The organism is Glaciimonas soli, from assembly GCF_009497155.1.
Classification (GTDB): Bacteria; Pseudomonadota; Gammaproteobacteria; order Burkholderiales; family Burkholderiaceae_D; genus Glaciimonas; species Glaciimonas soli.
Genome location: NZ_WINI01000004.1, coordinates 192,903 through 212,783 on the forward strand (window position 1 = coordinate 192,903; position 19,881 = coordinate 212,783).

18 protein-coding genes are annotated in these 19,881 nt (G+C 51.2%); 11 read left to right on the forward strand and 7 right to left on the reverse strand.

The features are described from left to right. The first annotated feature begins 16 nt into the window (after window positions 1-16). The 4 genes from GEV47_RS09150 to trhA all read left to right on the forward strand — a co-directional run bounded on the left by GEV47_RS09150 (window position 17) and on the right by trhA (window position 4,204). Window positions 17-598: a 3-hydroxyanthranilate 3,4-dioxygenase gene (locus GEV47_RS09150; RefSeq protein ID WP_153234454.1), complete on the forward strand. Its 582-nt coding sequence runs from the start codon at window positions 17-19 to the stop codon at window positions 596-598. Then, complete coding sequence (locus tag GEV47_RS09155) at window positions 595-1,602, forward strand: amidohydrolase family protein (protein WP_153234455.1); 1,008 nt, start codon at window positions 595-597, stop codon at window positions 1,600-1,602. The genes GEV47_RS09150 and GEV47_RS09155 overlap by 4 nt, the downstream gene beginning before the upstream one ends. A gap of 86 nt (window positions 1,603-1,688) precedes the next feature. Beyond that, on the forward strand, window positions 1,689-3,122 hold the full coding sequence (locus GEV47_RS09160; RefSeq protein ID WP_153234456.1) for an amino acid permease: 1,434 nt from the start codon (window positions 1,689-1,691) through the stop codon (window positions 3,120-3,122). A gap of 464 nt (window positions 3,123-3,586) precedes the next feature. Next, window positions 3,587-4,204, forward strand: coding sequence for a PAQR family membrane homeostasis protein TrhA (trhA, locus tag GEV47_RS09165; RefSeq protein ID WP_153234457.1), 618 nt, complete (start codon window positions 3,587-3,589; stop codon window positions 4,202-4,204). Between the two features lie 31 nt (window positions 4,205-4,235). Here the strand turns inward: trhA and GEV47_RS09170 are convergent, their stop codons facing one another. The 4 genes from GEV47_RS09170 to kynU form a co-directional block, all read right to left on the reverse strand. Next, a complete protein-coding gene (locus GEV47_RS09170) occupies window positions 4,236-4,547 on the reverse strand; it encodes a c-type cytochrome (protein ID WP_153234458.1) in 312 nt (103 codons plus the stop codon). 165 nt (window positions 4,548-4,712) lie between these two features. Further along, window positions 4,713-6,503: an LVIVD repeat-containing protein gene (locus tag GEV47_RS09175; protein ID WP_153234459.1), complete on the reverse strand. Its 1,791-nt coding sequence runs from the start codon at window positions 6,501-6,503 to the stop codon at window positions 4,713-4,715. A gap of 97 nt (window positions 6,504-6,600) precedes the next feature. After that, window positions 6,601-7,620: a porin gene (locus GEV47_RS09180; protein ID WP_153234460.1), complete on the reverse strand. Its 1,020-nt coding sequence runs from the start codon at window positions 7,618-7,620 to the stop codon at window positions 6,601-6,603. Window positions 7,621-7,854: 234 nt separating this feature from the next. Beyond that, complete coding sequence (kynU, locus tag GEV47_RS09185; RefSeq protein WP_153234461.1) at window positions 7,855-9,090, reverse strand: kynureninase; 1,236 nt, start codon at window positions 9,088-9,090, stop codon at window positions 7,855-7,857. A gap of 692 nt (window positions 9,091-9,782) precedes the next feature. On the opposite strand from kynU, the gene GEV47_RS09190 reads away from it, so the two are divergent. From GEV47_RS09190 to GEV47_RS09210, 5 genes are all read left to right on the forward strand, one after another. Then, a complete protein-coding gene (locus GEV47_RS09190; protein ID WP_153234462.1) occupies window positions 9,783-10,295 on the forward strand; it encodes a MarR family winged helix-turn-helix transcriptional regulator in 513 nt (170 codons plus the stop codon). A gap of 49 nt (window positions 10,296-10,344) precedes the next feature. Next, entirely contained in the window at window positions 10,345-11,793 is a 1,449-nt protein-coding gene (locus GEV47_RS09195; protein WP_153234463.1) for an efflux transporter outer membrane subunit, read from the forward strand. Window positions 11,794-11,842: 49 nt separating this feature from the next. Next, window positions 11,843-13,051, forward strand: coding sequence for an HlyD family secretion protein (locus tag GEV47_RS09200; RefSeq protein ID WP_153234464.1), 1,209 nt, complete (start codon window positions 11,843-11,845; stop codon window positions 13,049-13,051). Further along, window positions 13,048-14,625, forward strand: a complete 1,578-nt coding sequence (locus GEV47_RS09205; RefSeq protein ID WP_153234465.1) for a DHA2 family efflux MFS transporter permease subunit — start codon at window positions 13,048-13,050, stop codon at window positions 14,623-14,625. The genes GEV47_RS09200 and GEV47_RS09205 overlap by 4 nt, the downstream gene beginning before the upstream one ends. A gap of 111 nt (window positions 14,626-14,736) precedes the next feature. Then, window positions 14,737-15,375, forward strand: coding sequence for a histidine phosphatase family protein (locus GEV47_RS09210; protein ID WP_153234466.1), 639 nt, complete (start codon window positions 14,737-14,739; stop codon window positions 15,373-15,375). Between the two features lie 20 nt (window positions 15,376-15,395). Here GEV47_RS09210 and ilvB read toward each other — a convergent pair whose 3' ends face one another. Further along, entirely contained in the window at window positions 15,396-17,216 is a 1,821-nt protein-coding gene (gene ilvB / locus GEV47_RS09215) for a biosynthetic-type acetolactate synthase large subunit (RefSeq protein ID WP_153234467.1), read from the reverse strand. Window positions 17,217-17,291: 75 nt separating this feature from the next. On the opposite strand from ilvB, the gene GEV47_RS09220 reads away from it, so the two are divergent. Together GEV47_RS09220 and GEV47_RS09225 are read left to right on the forward strand one after the other, a co-directional pair. After that, a complete protein-coding gene (locus GEV47_RS09220; protein ID WP_153234468.1) occupies window positions 17,292-17,774 on the forward strand; it encodes an Lrp/AsnC family transcriptional regulator in 483 nt (160 codons plus the stop codon). Window positions 17,775-18,058: 284 nt separating this feature from the next. Then, window positions 18,059-18,580, forward strand: coding sequence for an RDD family protein (locus GEV47_RS09225; protein ID WP_153234469.1), 522 nt, complete (start codon window positions 18,059-18,061; stop codon window positions 18,578-18,580). Between the two features lie 39 nt (window positions 18,581-18,619). On the opposite strand, the gene GEV47_RS09230 is transcribed toward GEV47_RS09225, so the two are convergent. Both GEV47_RS09230 and GEV47_RS09235 read right to left on the reverse strand, forming a co-directional pair. Then, window positions 18,620-19,414, reverse strand: coding sequence for an SDR family NAD(P)-dependent oxidoreductase (locus GEV47_RS09230; RefSeq protein ID WP_153234470.1), 795 nt, complete (start codon window positions 19,412-19,414; stop codon window positions 18,620-18,622). Window positions 19,415-19,580: 166 nt separating this feature from the next. After that, on the reverse strand, window positions 19,581-19,787 hold the full coding sequence (locus GEV47_RS09235) for a hypothetical protein (RefSeq protein WP_407646217.1): 207 nt from the start codon (window positions 19,785-19,787) through the stop codon (window positions 19,581-19,583). Window positions 19,788-19,881 lie beyond the last annotated feature (94 nt).

Below are 19,881 nucleotides of genomic sequence, written 5' to 3' on the forward strand. Positions count from 1 at the left end.
CGCAAGGAGACTTTTCATGCTGACCTATGGCAAACCCTTTAATTTCCAGCACTGGCTAGAGCAACACGCCGATCTGCTCAAACCGCCGGTCGGTAATCAGCAAATCTGGCAAGACGCCGATTTCATGGTGACGGTGGTTGGCGGTCCGAATCAACGCACCGACTTCCACGACGATCCATTGGAAGAATTTTTTTATCAGATTAAAGGCAACGCTTATCTGAACATCATGGATAACGGCAAGCTGGAACGCATAGACCTCAAAGAAGGCGATATTTTTCTGTTGCCGCCGCATGTGCGTCATTCGCCGCAACGCCCTGAAGCCGATAGCCGCTGTCTGGTAATCGAGCGTCAACGCCCGCTCGGTGTGATCGATGCTTTCGAGTGGTACTGCCTCAACTGCAATCATCTGGTGCATCGAATCGAGATTCAGCTAAAAAATATTGTCACCGATCTGCCACCGCTATTCGAACAGTTCTATAACAACGCCGAGGTACGTGTCTGCAAACATTGCAACACCGTTCACCCGGGCAAGCATGTATCCGCTGCTACGACCCGACAACCCTCTACCAAAGTTAATCAAAAAGGGGCAACACCTTGAAGCAAGCCGCATCTTCTGTCATCGATATTCACTCACATTTTTTCCCGCCGATCACACAAGCGGAAGCAGCCTCGCTGGATCCGGAAAAAGCACCCTGGCTGCAGGTCAACGGCGATGAACATGGCATGATCATGACCGGCGATAAACCATTTCGGCCAGTCTATTCGGCGCTATGGGACCCTGCCCGCCGCATCGCTGAAATGGATGCCGCCGAGGTAGATTTACAAATCATGTGCGCTACGCCAGTGATGTTTGGCTATAACTATCCGATTGCGTTGGCACTGCCATGGGCGCAACGGATGAACGATTACGCAATTGAACTTTGCGCGCACAATCCGCAGCGTCTGAAAACGCTGGCGCAAGTTCCGCTGCAAAATATCGACGCCGCCTGTCAGGAAGCATCACGGGCAAAAAGCATAGGCCATATCGGCGTCCAGATCGGCAATCATTTCGGTAACAAAGACATGGATGACGCCGACATGCTGACCTTTCTGACGCATTGCGCCAACGAGGATATTCCATTGTTAGTCCATCCATGGGACATGATGGGTGGCGACCAGCGCATGAAAAAATGGATGTTACCGTGGCTGGTGGCAATGCCCGCGGAAACTCAGCTCGGTATCCTGTCGTTGATCTTGTCCGGTGCTTTCGAGAAGCTGCCGCGCTCACTCAAAATTTGCTTTGCCCATGGCGGCGGCAGTTTCGCCTTCCTGCTGGGACGAGTCGACAACGCCTGGCGCGAACGCGACATCATCCGCGAAGATTGTCCGAATCTGCCATCGTCTTATGTTGACCGTTTTTATGTTGACTCAGCGGTATTCGATACCAGAGCACTTGAATTGCTGGTTGATGTGATGGGCGAAGAGCGAGTGATGTTGGGTTCTGATTACCCATATCCATTAGGTGAGCAAAAGATTGGCAAGCTTATTCGCGATTCCCGTTTCAGCAGTCAGGCCAGAGATCGTTTGTTGAGTGGTAACGCTCGTCAGTTTTTTGGTATCTGAACGGAATACTTCCGCTCAGCGTAACACCTTTACATATCCCGGCATTCCGGGCAAAACAATTATAAAAATTCACCAGGAGATAGATCATGACGCATAGCAGCGATCATTTTCAGAAGGTAGTCGATCAGGAAAAAGGACTGCAACGCAGTCTGAGTAGTTCGCAGATGTCGATGATTGCCATTGGCGGTGCCATCGGTACCGGTTTGTTTTTGAGCAGTGGATTTGCAATTGGTTTTGCCGGACCCAGCGTCCTGATCAGTTATGCCATCGGCGCTGTGATTGCTTTGCTGTTGATGGGCTGCCTGGCGGAGATGACTGTCGCGCATCCGACTTCGGGTTCCTTCGGTGCCTATGCTGGTTATTACGTCAGTCCCTGGGCTGGTTTCATGGTGCGCTATGCGTATTGGGCTTCCATCGTTTTGGCAATCGGGGCCGAAGTGACCGCAGTGGCACTCTACATGCAGTACTGGTTTCCCAGCTCGCCATCGTGGGTGTGGATAGTCCTGTTTTCCGGTGGTCTGATTGCCGTCAACGCGCTCAGCGTGAATATTTTTGGGACGGTCGAATACTGGTTTTCTGCAATCAAGATCGCTGCAATTGTCGGTTTCATTCTGTTCGGTGCTTACATCGTCTACGGTGCACCAACCAGCAGTCCTATCGGCTTCAAAAACTACACCGATCATGGCGGCTTCTTTCCCAAAGGCTTATGGGGAACCTGGGTGGCGGTGATTGTCTCCATCTTCAGTTACCTGAGCATCGAAATGATCGCGGTCGCGGCCGGCGAAGCCAAGGAACCGGAAAAAGCCATCACACAGGCGTTCCGCGCTGCGATGGTGCGCCTGGTGGTGTTCTACATGCTGACATTGGCATTGATGCTGGCAATCGTACCGTGGTCAGCCGCCGGCACCGACAAAAGCCCATTCGTCAAGGTGATGGAAGCGGTACATATTGCAGGCGCGCCGGGCTTAATCAATTTCGTGATCTTGATCGCAGCGTTGTCAGCCATGAATAGCCAGCTATATATCACTACCCGCATGATGTTCAGCCTGTCGCGCGCCGGCTATGCCTCGCCACGCTTCGGTAAAATCAACAAACGCGGCGTTCCGGTACAAGCATTGGCGTTATCCTGCATCGGGATTGCACTGGCGACCGGCCTCAGCATTCTATATCCACGCGCTTCGTTCACCTTGATGATGGCGGTCTCGATGTTCGGCGCGATGTTCACCTGGCTGATGATTTTCGTTACCCATTATTGCTTCCGCCGCCGTTGGATCAAAGAAGGCGGCAAGCAACTGGCGTTTCGCATGTGGGGTTTTCCGGTGCTGACTTTGCTGGGCGCAGCACTGATGCTGGCAATCATGGTGACAACGTTATTTACCAATGAATTCAAGGCTACCTTGTTATCGGGAATTCCTTTTGTTGCGGTCCTGAGTGTGGTGTATTACCTTTGCTATCGCAAACCTGAAGCTGGCGAATTGACGCAGCAGGCAATTGCTGGTGAGGTTGAAACGCTGACGTAAATAAAGATGTAATTAGCAATCCATTCAAAATCTTCTTATCGAAATTATCGCTGCCTTTCTCCCGCAGGTGGGGGAGAAAGGCAGCGATACTCATCTGTTTCACTCTTAGCGTCAATCTCTTAACTTCTGCACGAAAAGGTGGCTATGTCAGCTTGCTGCTTAAAGCATGGCTAGCCCGGCAACTGTGTGATCGAAAGTGCATTCCAGAACATCAACGTTGTGTGCATTGAAAATCAAGTGGAGTATCTGATCTAAACAATGCGCAATGTGGAATGTAGAATATCAACGCTTCCCACATACATCCGTAATCACTCCATCGTCATTTCCGCGAACGCGGGGATCCAAGTTACGATCTTAATAACGTAAAGGAGAACCCTTCCCTCTTTGCCTTTCGGAAAATGGATTCCCGCGTTCGCGGGAATGACGGTGATGGGTACGTAACATCAGCAAATAAAAGGAAATTTATGTATAGAGGCGAACGTTTCAACGGTTATAGCCATCTGATTGGCGCAATATTTTCGGTTGCCGGCATGGTGGCGCTGATTGTTTATGCCAGCCTTTACAACGATGCCTGGAAAATTGTCAGTGCCGCTATTTATGGCAGTACGCTGGTTTTGCTCTATACCATTTCAACGCTTTATCACAGTCTGCAAGGCCGGGCTAAAGCCGTCTTTCAGAAGCTGGATCACTGTTCGATTTATCTGTTGATTGCGGGTAGTTACACGCCGTTTGCGCTGGTAACCTTACGCGGTCCATGGGGCTGGACACTGTTTGGCGTAAATTGGGGCTTGGCTATTATTGGCATTGTGCAGGAGCTGTGGATAGGCAAGCGCACACGTTTTTTTTCGTTGTTGATCTATGTGCTGATGGGCTGGCTGATTCTATTCGCCTTTAAACCTTTGATGGCGGCACTGCCGCCTGCTGGACTTTATTGGCTGGCAGCAGGTGGATTGGCTTATACCGCTGGGATAGGTTTTTTTCTGTTTGATGAAAAAGTCAGGCACTTTCATGGCATCTGGCATCTGTTTGTACTGGCAGGCAGCATTTGCCAGTTCATCAGCATTCTGGTGTACGTAGGATAAAGTCCAATAATAGATTACAGCACCGGTATCATCATTGCTTATTTGTCGCATTCAAACCCATCACCCAATGGGCAAATCTGTCAGCCTCTGCCGGTGTCAAGCCGACGTTGGCTGGCATTGCAGCACTGCCCCATTTGCCTTGACTCCCCTCAAGCATGCTTTTCTTTAATTTTTCGATTGCTTGCTGATCGTCCTTATAGCGAGCGGCGACTTCACGAAATGGCGGGCCTACCAGCTTGGCAGTCAGGGTATGGCATGCGCGGCAGGTGTCTTCGGTTGCGGCGGCTGCGTGACCGCCAGTTAACGCCAGCACTAACATCATCATGGAATAGTGCATTTTCATATTTCATCTCTCTGATTGATTGAATTAATGCTGCAGATGAAACTTAACTCAGCATGAAAAAAATGCCACTCAGTTTCAACACTGAGTGGCATAAAGCTTCGCACGTTAAACACAGTGAAAATCATTGCATCACGTGCACATGACCAGCATTCTGTACGGCGAGTCTTAACGCGATGGCCAAGGTTTGGCGGGCGCACCCATGACCGGCTTACCCAGCAGCGGAGATGCCAAAGCGTAAGCGCCGTTTTCCGTAAAAGCCCACATGATGTTGCGGTCGTATTCGGTATACATCGCCAGCACGCCCTTGCCGAGGGTGTAATTCGGCAGCTCGGTCTCATCTGCCAGTGGCGGCACGAAATAGCCCGCAATGGTCGGCTTCTCCGGATTCTTGACGTCGAAAATCTGGACGCCGGCGCTATAGAACGAATACGGAATGATGCCCTGACGCCAGCCGCCGGGTTGGCCGATGGCATTCGAACGCTTAGGACCGAAGTTGCCGCCGCGTTGGCAGAAGCTGGTGTACGGCGCACCCTCTGGTGGCGTCGGCATCGGCAACTTGGTTGCCACCTTCATATGCGACGGATCGTGCGCATCAACCACAAAAATGTCCTTGTACGGCTCATAGCAATCCCGGTTCATCGGATAGCCACTGGTCAGGACAAAGCCGGTGCGTGCGTACTGGCTGACGTCGGCGTTGTCAAATTCGGTGCCAGCGTAGCTAGGTGCCGTATTGACGTTACCCATCACTTTCGGCTGCTTCGGGTCGGACAGATCGAAGGACCAAAGGCCGAGGCCGCCCATCGCACCAAAGCCAATCTTGCCGCCGTTTTCCAATGGCTTCGGCAAGAAGATCGGAATACGCGAACCCATCCACGAGGTGCGGTTGCCGGCGCGCGGATTCTGCAGATAGGCCTGTTCGTGGTCCGCGTTGCCGAGAATCTGGCCCGGTACCGCAATCTGGGAAACAAAGGTCGGATTCGCAGGGTCGGACATGTCCCAAACCTGATAGCCCGGCGAATACAAATAGTTCGGATATTCCGTCAAGCCGTAAGTGTCGTCCGGCGCGGCCGACAGGATCATGTACTTGCCGCCGTAGTATTCAGGCGCATCCAGAGATCCGGAACCCTGCTGCTGCCCGACTGGTGCATCGGGATGTTTGTAGTCGGTGGTGCGGGTCGCCAGTAGTCGCCACTCGCTAGGCAGCGGACCATCCATCACGAAGACCTTGAACCCTTTGAGCGAATTGTAGTGACGTTGCGCCGCGACCTTGTCCGGCTGGTCGATCTTCTCGGTCATCAGGCCATAGCGTCCAATTTCGAACGAGGCGACGATGACCGGCTTGCCCAGCTTCTTGCTCCAGGCAATGGTGGCACCCCCGAGATAATCCTGGATATTGTTGGCATCGAATTTTTCAGTCGATCCTTTCGGACCCCAAACGCCGCCTTTGGAAAAGACTATCTTGCCATTGGCAGGATCGGTCACATCCATGATCCGCAAATAATCGCGGTCGTGAATGTACAGGTAACGGCGCCCGTTGAAGTCGGCGATATTGTTCCAGGCATGGAAAGGCGATCCGACGCCCGGATAAAAAGCCAGTACTTTGACATTTTTGGTAAAGGTGGACTTATCGCCCATCTTCATCTCACCGGGGAAGCTTTGCCCGTTATGCACTTCCGGCGTCGCTTTCGGCCAGACAAAGTTACCGGTCTTCGTATCCATCCCGTAGTCAACACCTGGGACCAAAGCCACAGGCCGGCGCTCAGGCGTCAGACGCAACCAGGCGGCAAGATACGGGTCCTGAACAGCGGGCGTCCCCGGTGTCGCTTGAACCGCGGATGCAGTCGCATCCTTGGCCGGTGCGGCTTGCGCATAGGCCGATCCTGACAGCAAGGTTGCTAATGCCACTGCTACTGTGCTGTAAGAAAAGATTTTAATGGTACTGCTGGTCCCATTCATTTTTTGTGTCTCCTAAGGTTTTCCTGGCCCGACTTTGCAATCGGGTTTACTCAAAATTAATTCTGCTTACCGATTTGTTGCTTGCATTTATTTGTGATCAGAAACCGTGTCGCAAGCCTATCTGCACGCCGCTGGTTGGTGTCGGATAGCTAGAGAACGTCACTGGATACTGAATCGCCGTTTGGTTCTTGGCGAGGATACGTGCGTAGTTGAAGTACATATCGGTACGCTTGGAAAAATGATAGTCATAGCCAACCACGCCACCATTGGCATCGGATAATGAGACGTTGTAGTCATCCTTGCGGCGAACATAGCTGGCAAAGAAACTGTGGCGATCACTCAGGTTGTAACGCGCGCCAATTTGTACATCCCAGCCCTTGCTCTGAAAAGCGGTGTACGGCGGGTAAGCGTAATAGCCGTTATAGGTGTGATAGATAAAGGTCGGTTCCAAATTGCCGAAGCTGTAGGTCGCTACGAAATAATTATCGCGTGAGGTCGGAATGTCGCTTGAATATAAATTCTTGGTGTTGGTCAAATCACTGACAATACCTGCGTACAAAGGACCGTTACGATAATCCACGCCGGTGCTCAGATAGCGACCGTTTCTGGTGCCATCATTGGCGCCAGTCGAATACATGAAGCGTCCCTGGAAGCCGCCGATGCGCGGCGTGTTGTAGTTAATGGAATTACTTTCGCGATATGGCGCATAGAAAAATTCCATATTGCTGACCATACTGAAGTCAGCCGACCAGCTTGGATCGGCATATCCTGCAACCCAATATGACGGTGTATTTTGCCGTCCTAAAGATAGTGTTCCGTAAGGACCGGTGGCGCCGACAAACGATTGACGTGGTGTCGGCCCGGCACCCGTGTTAGCGGCAAACTGCATTTCATAAGTAAAGAAGGCTTTCCAGCCAGCACCCAGATTTTCCGAATCGCTGAACACCAACCGCGAGGAATTCAACCCTCCACTAGACATGCCAACGGAGTCCCCGTTGGCTGAGCCTAACCGCTCCACGTTCACATCCACCCAACCGGAAATCGTCAGACCATCATCAGCATGCACCTGCGCACCCGCCAACAACAATCCAACTAACATCACTCCCTTGATTTTCATTTTGTCTCCTCTTTATGGATTTTTATTTGCCAGTTCGCTGATGACGCCGAATCGTGGCTGTTTTTAAAACGCTTACTCCCTCAAGTCACACCCTTTAATCATTAACTCATCTGCGACGTTAGCCATGTGCGCTACGGTCGAAAAACAAACAAAGTCCTGCTCACCATGCTCACGAACTGCAGCAGATGTAAAAAACGAGCAAGGCTTTTTAGCATTGCTCGCATCATTGTTGGGTTAGGTCACCGCTTTTTTAGTCAGGAACTGTGCTTGGTTCCATTCGTCTTTGACCATGATTTCGGCAATTGCCTGAACCGTGTCGTAGACATCGACATAGCGCACATATAAAGGGGTGAAGCCGAAGCGCAAGATATTCGGCATACGGAAATCGCCGGTGATACCACGAGCGATCAATGCCTGCACAATCGCGTAGCCTTGTTTATGCGTCAGCGAAACCTGACTACCGCGCACAGCGCTGTCGCGCGGCGAAGCTAATCCGAAATCGTACTCTGACAATTTTTCATCGACCAGCTTGATAAATAAATCGCACAACGCCATGCTTTTGATACGCAAATCATGCATGTCAACACCGTCAAATACATCCAGAGCAGCATCCAGACCCAGCATGGAAATCAGTGGAGGCGTACCGCATTGCATCCGATCCATGCCATCGGCCGGTTGATAATCCAGGACGAATTCAAAAGGCTTTGCATGACCGTGCCAACCGGACAACGGTTGACGCATTTGCTGATGATGACGCTTGGCGACATAAATAAAGGATGGCGCACCGGGACCGCCATTCAAATATTTGTAACCGCAACCGACCGCCAGATCGACCTCGGCAGCATTCAGATCAACTTCCACCGCACCTGCACTGTGCGCCAGATCCCACACGATTAACGCGCCGACTTGATGTGCTTTTGCGGTAATTTCCGCCATCGGATAAATCGCCCCGGTGCGGTAATTGACATGGGTCAGCATGGTCAGGCAAATGCTGTCGTCCAATGCTGCCAACACCGCTTCTGGGGTTGATTCAACATAACGAATTTCAAGGCCGAACAGTTCTGCGATGCCTTGCGCAATATACAAATCCGTTGGGAAGTTATCCAGTTCCGTCAGTATCACTTTGCGATCTGGATTAAGGCGTGCCGCAGTGGCCAGCGCTTTGTATAAATTGACCGAAGTCGAATCGGCTACCGTCACTTCATCGGCATTTGCCCCAATCAACCGTGCCACTTTGGCAGAAATACGTTTTGGCACATGAATCCAGCCTGCATCATTCCATGAGCGGATCAGACCATTTCCCCATTCCTTGACGACGACTTCCTGAATCCGCGCTGGCAGATGACTTGGCATCGCGCCCAGCGAATTACCATCCAGGTATATCTCGCCTTCCGGCAAAGTAAATTTATGGCGATACTCTGCAAGTCCATCGCGCTCATCCAAAGTAATACAATCTTGTCTCGTTACCATCTATCTATTCCTAATTTTCAAAAGTGCCGTCGAATTTGATGCTGAATCTTTTATTAGCTGCGTCGCCATTTCTGACTGCGATTTCTGGGATTGCCGACATTTTTTATCGCCCTTTAGCCTATCTCCATATCGCCGCGCGCTACATTCTTAGCGTTGTATATGACTTAGTATGCAACCCCGTTGAAATAAGTGAAAATGAATAATTCTGTCTTTGTTATGCCATTAATTTATAGGCAAAAACGCATCGTTATTGCTTAACTGCCTAAAGTTTGCAGGGGGATTTTTGAAATACAGACTTGGCAGGGCAATATTGCTATTGCACTGAAATGGTCAACGCTGACGTCAACCGAAGTAATTCTGTCAACAATCAATTTCGATAAATCATTGCATTTACGAAGATCGACAAATAGTTATATTTTTCCTCAACCGCATGCGCCTGATTTTAATATTTTCTTGCACTTCAAAGTAATGAAACATTGCTTAAAATCGCTGAAGACTTGCATGAAACCTGGCTTTACACCTGTAGTGATTTCTCACACGAGGCATTTGGCATTGGCGAAAAAATAATAGTAATCTTCATTGAACCTCCGTCGCTACTGCCTTTTCCCTTGCACCTCAGGCACAAAAGCAACAGCCGCTCTCCGCAGTAAAATAATATTGCTCGGAATAGTTCATTTTGGTACTATTTAAAAATGAACAGTAAAAAACGCATGCAGCAATCTGAAATTGAAAACCTCGTAGAGATCGCTCATCAAAAGGCGAGTGGAATCGGACTTGGTGACGTTCGGATTAATATTCTGATCAAACACAACAACGGTTTGATGCTGGATCTGCTCAACCTTCGTCTTGCGCCGTATGGTCTCTCCAGCGTCGGATATTTCGTCATGATGCAACTTCACAGCACGCACAATAATCTCGCAAATCCATCGGATCTGTGCGTGCGTAATGGCGAGACTCGCGCCAATATGACGCGCATTTGCGATGATCTGACCAACAAAGGTTTGATGAAACGTGTCACCAACCTGGAAGACCGGCGTCGTGTTGATTTGTCGTTAACGGACGAAGGTATCGCCTTGTTGCAAACTGTCGTGCCGGCGCTACGTAAAGATGTGGATGCGCTATTCAGCGTCTTTAACGAAGAAGAAAAAGCGACTTTAGTAGCCTTACTGGTTAAACTCAATCAGAAACTCGAAGCATTAGCGTGATGACCGCAACAGCCGGCCTCACGTTTTTTCTCAAGGAATTAATTACAAAATGAACTATCTCGTTAGATATCACATGCGATACGGCAAGTTACTTCCTCTCATTGCAGCCCTCATGCTGGCCGGTTGCGTGATACCGCCAGCCAAAGATCCGGCGCCCGTATTGAACCCGCCACAGGCAGGTGATTTCGCCAGAGCCGGCACTGCGCAATGGCCCGCCGCCAATTGGTGGAAACAGTTTAACGATCCGCAACTCGATGTCCTCATCACTCGCGCATTAGCAGAGTCGCCCAGCATGGCCGTTGCGCATGCGCGCTTTCAGCAGGCAACGGCTAGCGCAAGTGGCGTCGCCGCCAGCAGCGGTGCCAGTTTAGCGTTCGATGCATCAGTCTCGCGCCAACTCTATACGGACAACTATATCTACCCGCCCCCACTTGGCGGCGCTTATGACAACAGCGGCATGATGGATTTCCATTTCAGCTATGACTTCGACTTCTGGGGCCGCAATCGCAGTGCGCTCGAATCGGCTGTAGGTCAAGTTGCAGCAGCGCAGGCTGAGACTGCCGGTGCCGCTGCATCGTTATCCGCCGCTATCGCCAAAACCTATTTCCAGTGGCAAGCACTGAATGCGCATATCACGATGGTGCAAAGTATTGAAAGCCAGCGTAACAAATTGATCCAACTCGGTTTGAGCCGCGTTAAATCAGGCATTGATCCCGGCGATAATTTGCATGCACTGCATGCAGATGCCGCGGCACCGCGCCAAACCTTGATTCAACTTGAAACACAGCGCGAACAAACGCTCTATCAACTCAAATCACTGGTTGGCGGGAATGACGATCTGCATCAACTCAAGGCGGTCGCGCTGCCGCAAGTCAATGCCGATTTGCCAGCCGATTTGCGTTTAGATCTATTGGCGCGTCGACCTGACGTAGCGGCAGCACGCGACCGGATACAGGCATCGCTCAGCGCGGTGGATTCGGCACGGGCCGAGTTCTATCCCGATATCAGCATCAGTGCTTTCCTCGGTCTCAATAGTCTGCGCATGGGTCAACTACTGCGCGCCAGCAGCCGGGAGCAAGGTATAACGCCAGCGATTCACTTGCCCATTTTCGATGCCGGACGCATACGTGCCAATCTGAACATGAATCGTGCTGATGCGGCGCTTGCCGTTGCACAGTACGAGCAAGCGGTACTCAGTGCGGTGTCAGACGTCAACGATGCAGTGGTTCGACTCGACGGAATAGCACGTGAAAGCCAGCCACTCGAAAGACAAACCGAAGCACGCCAACACGATTTGCAAAGCGTTTCCCGCCGAGTTGAAGCAGGTCTTGCCGATAAGCGCGAAGTCTTGCGGGATCAACTCAGCATCGTCGCGCTGCAAGATCAGGAATTGACCCGTCATGCACAAGCGCTGGCGGCGCAAATCGATCTGATCAAGGCGCTGGGCGGCGGTTACGACAAAGCGGATGCAGATGCAAAAACACAAACTAAACAATAAGTTGGCACATTAAGCCGGCCAATCTCACTTTACGCATACGGAGCACCTCATGGCAACATCACCTGCACCTTCAGCTGCACCACAAACTCCCCCGGCGCCAGCCGGCAACAACAATGGGGGGCGCTTCAAAAAAATCGGCATCGCCGTCGCCGTATTCGCGGCCATTGGCATCGCTTATGGTGCTTACTATTTGCTCTACGCTCAGTATCATGAAGAAACTGACGATGCGTATGTCGCCGCCAATATGGTGTACGTGACGGCACAAGTAAGTGGCACTGTCACCGCGCTGGGTGCCGATGACAACCAGCCAGTCAAGGCGGGCCAGACATTAATAAGTCTGGATCATGCCGACGCCACAGTGGCATTGGCTGATGCTGAAGGACGCCTGGGTGAAACCGTGCGTCAGATTCGTCAACAATTTCGCTCGGTAGATGAGTCACAAGCTGTGGTAGCCCAGCGCAAGACCGATCTCCAGCGTGCGCAAAGCGATCTGAGTCGACGCACACCACTCGCTGGCAGCGATTCCTTATCCACGGAAGAGTTAGTGCACGCCAAAGAAGCTGTCGCTGCTGCCAAAGATGCATTGACGGTGGCGGAGAAACAATTAGCTGCTGCACGCGTTCCGACCGAAGGCACTACGCTCAGTTTGCAACCTAGCGTACTACGTGCTCGCGCTGCCTTTGTGCAGGCTTATCTCGCGGTTCAACGGAACGACATCCCTGCACCGGTCGACGGTTTTGTTGCGCGTCGTTCGGTGCAGGTTGGTCAACGCGTAGCACCTGGTGCTTCTTTGCTGGCTGTAGTGCCGCTCACGGATGTATGGGTCGATGCGAATTTCAAAGAACCGCAACTGCGCAACATCCGTATTGGTCAACCAGTGAAAGTAAGTACTGATATCTACGGCAGCCACGTCGAATATCACGGCAAAGTCGCCAGTATTTCTGCCGGTTCCGGCGGTGCTTTCTCGTTGTTGCCACCACAGAACGCAACCGGCAACTGGATCAAAGTCGTGCAACGTGTCCCGGTACGCATCACGCTTGATCCAGCCGAACTGAAAAAGCATCCATTGCGCGTGGGCTTGTCGACCGACGTTTCCATCAATACCCATCAACGCGACGGCGAGGTCAACACGTCTGTGTCGCAACCCAACCCGGCTCTCGACACCTCGGTATTTGATCAGCAATTGAAGATTGCAGAAGCAAAGGCTGACGTAATCATCGCCCACGCAGTGGGCCAAAGCGCAGGGCAAAACGAATGAGCACGCCTGCAGCTCCTGACGCACCTGCGTCAGCCCCGGTACCGGCGAACGCGCCGCTGCCCGCTGGCGTACTGGCGATCTTCACTGTCGCGGTTGCTTTCTCTACCTTCATGGAAGTGCTCGACACTTCCATCGCCAACGTCGCGATCCCAACCATCGCCGGAAATCTCGCGGTAAGTGCAAATCAAGGCACCTGGGTAATTTCATCCTACGGCCTTGCAGCTGCGATCGTGGTACCGCTGACCGGTTGGATTGCAAAACGTTTCGGCGAAGTGCGCACCTTCATCTGGTCGGTGCTGTTATTTACTGTCGCCTCGGCACTATGCGGTTTGGCCACCAGTTTTCCGATGCTGGTCGCTTTCCGTTTCTTGCAAGGTCTGGTTTCCGGTCCGATGGTACCGCTGTCGCAAACCCTGCTGCTATCTAACTATCCGCCACAGAAGCGCGGTATGGCGATGGCATTGTGGGCGATGACTGTGGTGATTGCGCCAATTTTCGGGCCGCTGTTGGGCGGCTACATTACTGACAATTCGTCTTGGCCGTGGATCTTTTACATCAATGCGCCGATTGGTATTTTCTCTGCCATTGTGACGTATACCATCTTGAAAAAACGTGAGACGCCGACCGCAAAGTTGCCGATTGATGTGGTCGGTTTGATTCTGATGGTGTTGGGTGTCGGTAGTTTGCAACTGCTGCTCGATAACGGCAACGATCTGGACTGGTTCAATTCCAACATCATCATTGCGCTATGTGTCACATCAGTCATTTCACTGACGATTTTCATCATTTGGGAACTGACTGACGAACATCCGATTATCGATCTGTCATTGTTCAAGACCGCCAATTTCCGCTACGGCGTGATCGCCATGGCATTGGGTTATATGTCCTTCTTCGCGATGACGGTGCTGTTCCCGCTCTGGTTGCAAACTGTGATGAATTACACGCCGACCTGGGCCGGTATCGCCACCTCACCAGTAGGGATTTTCGCGTTGCTATTCTCACCGATTGTAGGCCGCAACATCCAACGCCTTAATCTGCGACTGGTCGCCAGCTTTGCCTACGTTGTATTCGCCATCACAGCCTTTTGGTTTTCGACCTTTACACTCGACACTTCGCTCAATCAGATCTATTTGCCGCGTCTGGTACAAGGTATCGCCGTAGCCTGTTTCTTCGTACCGATCAACCAGATCATCTTGTCGGGAATTCAACCGGCACGACTGGCAGCGGCATCGGGGCTATCTAACTTCTTCCGCACACTTTCAGGGAGTATGGGAACCGCCATCGTCGTGACATTGTGGAGCCACCGCACGCAAATACATGCTGTGCGCCTGGCAGAAAACTTCACGCCCAACGGCGTAGAAACGCAAAACTACGTCGGCAAGCTCACCCAGCTTGGCAGCTCCACAGACGTGGCTTACGCTCAGGTACAAAGCGTCATACAAGCACAAAGCGCGATGCTGGCAACCAGTGAGGTATTCTGGGGAATCTCGATTGTGTTCATATTGTTGATCGGATTGGTTTGGCTGACACGGCCACCGTTTGGTGTTGCTGGCGGTGGTGGGCCGGGGCATTGATAGCATAACGGAACTTGCCTACGTATCCGGCGAGAGCTCCTTTCTCTCACAAGTGGGAGCAAGGAGCCCTACAGTCGGATCTTTAAATAAGCTCGTAGAAAGTAACATCGCGTGAAAATATATTTAGTCAGGCACGCGGAGCCGCTGTCCGCGTTAGGGTCGGATGAACAAGTGCCTTTGCAAGAAGCAGAAAATCACCTGTCTGCCAACGGTATGACGCAAGCTGAGAATCTGGCCGCTGATTTCTCTCGGATTCTCGGTGCTGAACCGGTCGAAATTTTCTGCAGTACCTTGCTACGCGCCCAAGAAACTGCCGAGCGGATCGCCAGCAAACTCGGCGTTGACATTCGTTACACAGCATTGCTAAACGAACGGGATTTCTCTCCGCAAAATCTGAAAAGCAATCTGGAATTAAAACAATTACAGCTTTGGTCATACAAAAATCCAGCGCTATCAAAATACGGTGAAGAGACAACACTAGCGCAACGAGCGCGCGTGCAGAAATGGCTTTCCGATTTCGCCAAAAATGTCCGGCTTGAGTCGGATATAAACTATTTGATCGTATGCCACGGCGGCACGATAGAGCACCTCGTTGCGACAATGATGCAGGCTCCGATAGACAGCATTTCCAGCTGCATTACCTTATGCGATCACGCCCATTACCATCAAATCTCAGCGATTTTGCCGGAACGCGGTTGGCTGGTCTGGCGCATTGAGGCAATTAATTTACCCTTTTCATCGTCGCTGTAATGGCAATCTTCCTGACATATTCAAAGCTGCTGCACGACCTTGCCCGCCCGACTGTCATACCAGCTATTTTCTGACAATCTGATTTCATGATGTCCACATCCGGCAGCTATCATCGGAAAACAGTTTTCACGCTGCTCGACCGCCACGTCGAGAAAAAACGGCCGCGGAGATGACAAACATGCGTCGATCGCATCATCCAGCTCAGAAGCCAGTTCGACCCGCCGCGCGTCCCAACCAAAGGCTTTGGCCAATGCAACAAAATCGGGCAACGCCTCGGTATAGCTATGGCTATAACGCGCACCGTGATGCAGTTGCTGCCATTGTCTAACCATCCCCATGCAACCGTTGTTGGAAAGGATCACCTTCACCGGGCATTGATGCTGGACCGCTGTCGACAATTCTTGAATATTCATAAGAATAGAAGCGTCACCGCTGACACACACGACCAACTTGTCCGGGTGCGCAATCTGCGCGCCAATCGCGGCGGGCAAACCGTATCCCATCGTGCCCGCACCGCCAGAAGTGAGCCAGCGGCGCGGTTCTTCAAACTGGAGATATTGTGCCGCCCACATTTGATGTTGACCGACGTCAGTGGAAACAATCGCGTCTTCACCGTGGAGATGAGCAGCGAGTGTTTGCATCAAGTGCTGAGGAGCGATGCTGTCGGCAGTGCTGTGTGCTCTCTTATATCCAAGAGAATCTTCGTTGCGCCATTGTTCAATTTGCACCCACCAGTCGGCAGTGCGCGCAGGCGCTATCGCCAGCATATCTAGCTGCGCTTGCAGAGCCTCAAGAACTTCCGCGCAATTGCCGACTAATCCGACATCCGCTTTAACCACCTTGTTGATCGACGCCGGATCGATATCAATATGAATGATCTGCGCTTTAGGGCAAAAATCTTGCAATCGACCGGTTACCCGATCATCGAATCGTGCGCCCACGCAAACGACGAGATCGGCCTCATGCATGGCCATGTTTGCTTCCAACGTGCCGTGCATGCCTAACATGCCGAGCCACTGAGGATCAGACGCGGGGAATGCTCCCAAACCCATCAGAGTAAGCGTACACGGCGCGTTCATCTTATGTACCAGTTCGGCAAATCTGGTACATGCCTCACGTCCCGAATTGATCAACCCTCCTCCGCCATAAACAACAGGTCTGCGCGAAGCGGCGATCAGACTGGCCGCTTTACGCAGAGATGGCTCCAGAGGCAAACTCGCCTTCGTTAAATTCGCGAACGATGGTCGTGCAGTCGTTTGTGTGTACTCCGTAGTAAACGTCTGTCCCTGTATATCCTTCGGCACATCAATCAACACCGGTCCCGGCCGCCCCATCGTCGCCTGCTGCACGGCGTGCCTGATCGTCGCTGGAATATCGCTAACATCGCGTATCTGAACATTCCATTTAGTAACCGTACGGGAAATACCGAGCGCATCGCATTCCTGAAATGCATTCGTGCCGATCACCGTCGAAGCGACTTGACCACTGATGCAAAGCACTGGAATCGAATCGCTTAAGGCATCGAGCAAACCAGATGTGGTGTTGGCAATTCCCGGGCCGGAAGTGACAAAGACCACACCGAGACGGCCTGTCGAACGTGCGTAACCCTGTGCTGCGTGCACTGCAGCCTGCTCATGACGCACAAGAATGTGACGAAGACGCGGTTCCGAATGCAATGCGTCATAGAGCGGCAATGCAGCTCCGCCGGGATATCCAAAAATCGTATCCACTCCGCATGCAATCAAGTTATGCAGCAGAACCTGTGCGCCGGTCAGCGGAGTTTGTGAGTCGGATGTCAACATCGGACGATTGGGATCTAGTTCATTATCAGCGATTTTCATATTTAAATGGTATTCCATATACCATTGAAAATGCTTCATAATTTAAGTGTATATAACTACTTTTCAGAAAATTAAATGACTATTCAGAAGAAATCAGGAAAAATTTTCGACAATCATGATCTTGCCATATTGCGCGTTCTGTTAAACGATTCACGCAAGAGCCTGCAAGACATTGGCCATGAAGTCGGACTATCCACGACTTCGTGCTGGAATCGCATCAAGCGTATGGAAACAGCGGGGGCGATACAAGGCTATACCGTCAAGGTTGACCTGGCTCAACTCGGATATCAAGACACAGTCATCGTTCAGGTGAATCTGGAAAGCCACACCGACGAAACTCTGTATGAATTCGGCCGTGTCCTTGCAACCATTCCGGAAATTGTCGAAGCCTATCTTGTCTCTGGCGACTACGACTATTACATCCGCATTGCCGTGCAAGATACAAAAGATTACGAACGCTTGTTAAGAGAAAAACTCTACAAGATTCCCGGCATTCGACACAGCAAGTCCAGCTTCGTATTACGCACCCTGAAGAAATCGGATACGCCGTTAATTTAACGTCTTGCGCAAGACGCAAGGATCAACTCAGCTAGCGTTGCAATGCCGACAGTCGATAATGTGATGAGATTCAATTTTCTATGTTGGCGATATAGAAGTAATATGTGGGTCAAGCAACTTTGGAACTAAGTAACGTTGTTTGCCCCGGCAAATAAATCAGCGCAATCAATTTTAAAAAAATCTCTGCCATTCCGGCGTTCCCGAGGATGACGACGGTGTTTTTTGAATTTCAAATTGATTACAACGAATTACTTACATTAGATAACACTGCATGGAGTCTATAAATGAATGATGCACCCGAACTCGAATACGTTGGATTTTGGGCCAGAGTCTGGGCCTGCCTGATTGACACTGTCTTGATGATGTTCATCATTGTCCCGGTATCGCTCGCTATTTTCGGGCGCAAGGAAATAACATCCGGCTTTGGCTATTTCGGATCACCGGATTTACTCGGGTCATCACATTTTTTTGAATCAGTTAGCGTTCTAAGCAGTTCGTCGAATTTTATTATTTCCTACGTATTGCCTGCTGTCGCAGTAATGGCATTTTGGATTGCCAGAAGTGCGACACCCGGAAAAATGGTGATCGGCGCAACCATCGTCGATGCCAAGACTGGCGGAACACCTAGCATTGCGCAGTTTGTTATTCGGTATTTGGGTTATTTCGTTTCGACGTTCCCATTCTGTCTCGGTCTGATCTGGGTCGGCTTCGATAAGAAAAAACAGGGCTGGCACGACAAGCTCGCTGGAACTGTCGTCGTGCGGCCCAAGCACAGAGGAGCGGAAGCGGTACGATTTGATGCATAGGTGAAAAGCTGGGCTTTTCAGCCCAAATCTGCTTTTATATCAAGCGATAGAACGCACCACACCGCCATCGACACGCACAGATGCACCGGTGGTGGCAGATGCCTGTTGCGATGCCAGGTAGACCACCATGTTCGCCACTTCTTCCACGGTCGCCAGACGCTTGATCAGCGAGCTTGGCCTGTGCTGCGCGATGAAGTCACTCTCCAATTGCTCCACCGTGACACCTTGTTCTTTCGCCAGCCCTTGGAAGAAATCACCGACACCTTCTGAACGTGTCGGCCCCGGCAATACTGCATTGACCGTCACACCGGTGCCAGCCAGCGTTTCAGCCAGACCACGCGAGACGGCAAGCAAGGCGGTTTTCGTCATGCCGTAATGCACCATCTCAACCGGAATCTGCAAACCCGATTCGCTCGATAAAAATAGTACACGTCCCCAACCTTGCGTCACCATTTTCGGTGCGTAATAGCGCGATAGACGCACCGCACTCATGACATTGATGTCAAAAAAACGTTGCCATTCGTCGTCACTAATGTCGAAGAATCCCTTGGCTTCGAATATCCCCAGATTATTGACCAGAATATCCGCAGCAGGTACCGCAGCGGTCAATTGGGCAATACCCTCGACAGTGCCAAGATCCGCCGCAATACCACGCAAACGTGCCGCTGGAAATTCGTCGAGAATCGCTGCCAGCGCGTGATTCACACGTTCCTGGCTACGACCGTTCACCACGACTTCTGCCCCCGCTTGCGCCAAGCCACGCGCAATCGCCAAACCGATACCAGCAGTCGAGCCGCTGACTATGGCGAGTTTGTTGTTTAGTTCTATTTTCATGATGTTTATCCTGAAAAATAACAGCCTTCGGTTCCGAATCGCATCTTAGTTTTGAGAAGCATGTCGCATGACATTAAAAATCTCATGCGCTGGGCTTAAATGAAAAATGGGAGAGGACTTTTCTCGTTTAAGAAAGTCTTCTCCCATTTTTTGAAGTGCTTATTTATTAAGCAGCAGGTTGCTCTGTGCTATCAGTGCTATCAGTGCTATCGTCGTCTTTTTTCTCAGCCAAATGATCAGTTACCGCTTCTACGCCCTTATAACCAACAACCGCAGCGATTCCTTCGGTTAATAACGATGCATTTGGATCTAATTTCTTAACGCCTTCAACGGCGGCCACTGCACCAATCACTTCTTCTAATATTCCCATCATTAACTCCTTGAAAATTAGCAAACAAAAAAATCGACCCTGCGAAAAACGCCGCCTCATCATAGCATGATGGCGGGCAGCTATTTTGCAGTTGCCT

Bases quoted from the DNA above. Each gene is read 5' to 3' on its own strand.
- GEV47_RS09190 (WP_153234462.1), top strand. From the start codon at position 9,783: ATGAACAGTAAAAAACGCATGCAGCAATCTGAAATTGAAAACCTCGTA.
- GEV47_RS09200 (WP_153234464.1), top strand. From the start codon at position 11,843: ATGGCAACATCACCTGCACCTTCAGCTGCACCACAAACTCCCCCGGCG.
- GEV47_RS09220 (WP_153234468.1), top strand. From the start codon at position 17,292: ATGACTATTCAGAAGAAATCAGGAAAAATTTTCGACAATCATGATCTT.
- GEV47_RS09205 (WP_153234465.1), top strand. From the start codon at position 13,048: ATGAGCACGCCTGCAGCTCCTGACGCACCTGCGTCAGCCCCGGTACCG.
- GEV47_RS09150 (WP_153234454.1), top strand. From the start codon at position 17: ATGCTGACCTATGGCAAACCCTTTAATTTCCAGCACTGGCTAGAGCAA.
- GEV47_RS09235 (WP_407646217.1), bottom strand. From the start codon at position 19,787: ATGATGGGAATATTAGAAGAAGTGATTGGTGCAGTGGCCGCCGTTGAA.
- GEV47_RS09225 (WP_153234469.1), top strand. From the start codon at position 18,059: ATGAATGATGCACCCGAACTCGAATACGTTGGATTTTGGGCCAGAGTC.
- GEV47_RS09170 (WP_153234458.1), bottom strand. From the start codon at position 4,547: ATGAAAATGCACTATTCCATGATGATGTTAGTGCTGGCGTTAACTGGC.
- GEV47_RS09175 (WP_153234459.1), bottom strand. From the start codon at position 6,503: ATGAATGGGACCAGCAGTACCATTAAAATCTTTTCTTACAGCACAGTA.
- ilvB (WP_153234467.1), bottom strand. From the start codon at position 17,216: ATGAAAATCGCTGATAATGAACTAGATCCCAATCGTCCGATGTTGACA.
- kynU (WP_153234461.1), bottom strand. From the start codon at position 9,090: ATGGTAACGAGACAAGATTGTATTACTTTGGATGAGCGCGATGGACTT.
- GEV47_RS09195 (WP_153234463.1), top strand. From the start codon at position 10,345: ATGAACTATCTCGTTAGATATCACATGCGATACGGCAAGTTACTTCCT.
- GEV47_RS09230 (WP_153234470.1), bottom strand. From the start codon at position 19,414: ATGAAAATAGAACTAAACAACAAACTCGCCATAGTCAGCGGCTCGACT.
- trhA (WP_153234457.1), top strand. From the start codon at position 3,587: ATGTATAGAGGCGAACGTTTCAACGGTTATAGCCATCTGATTGGCGCA.
- GEV47_RS09160 (WP_153234456.1), top strand. From the start codon at position 1,689: ATGACGCATAGCAGCGATCATTTTCAGAAGGTAGTCGATCAGGAAAAA.
- GEV47_RS09180 (WP_153234460.1), bottom strand. From the start codon at position 7,620: ATGAAAATCAAGGGAGTGATGTTAGTTGGATTGTTGTTGGCGGGTGCG.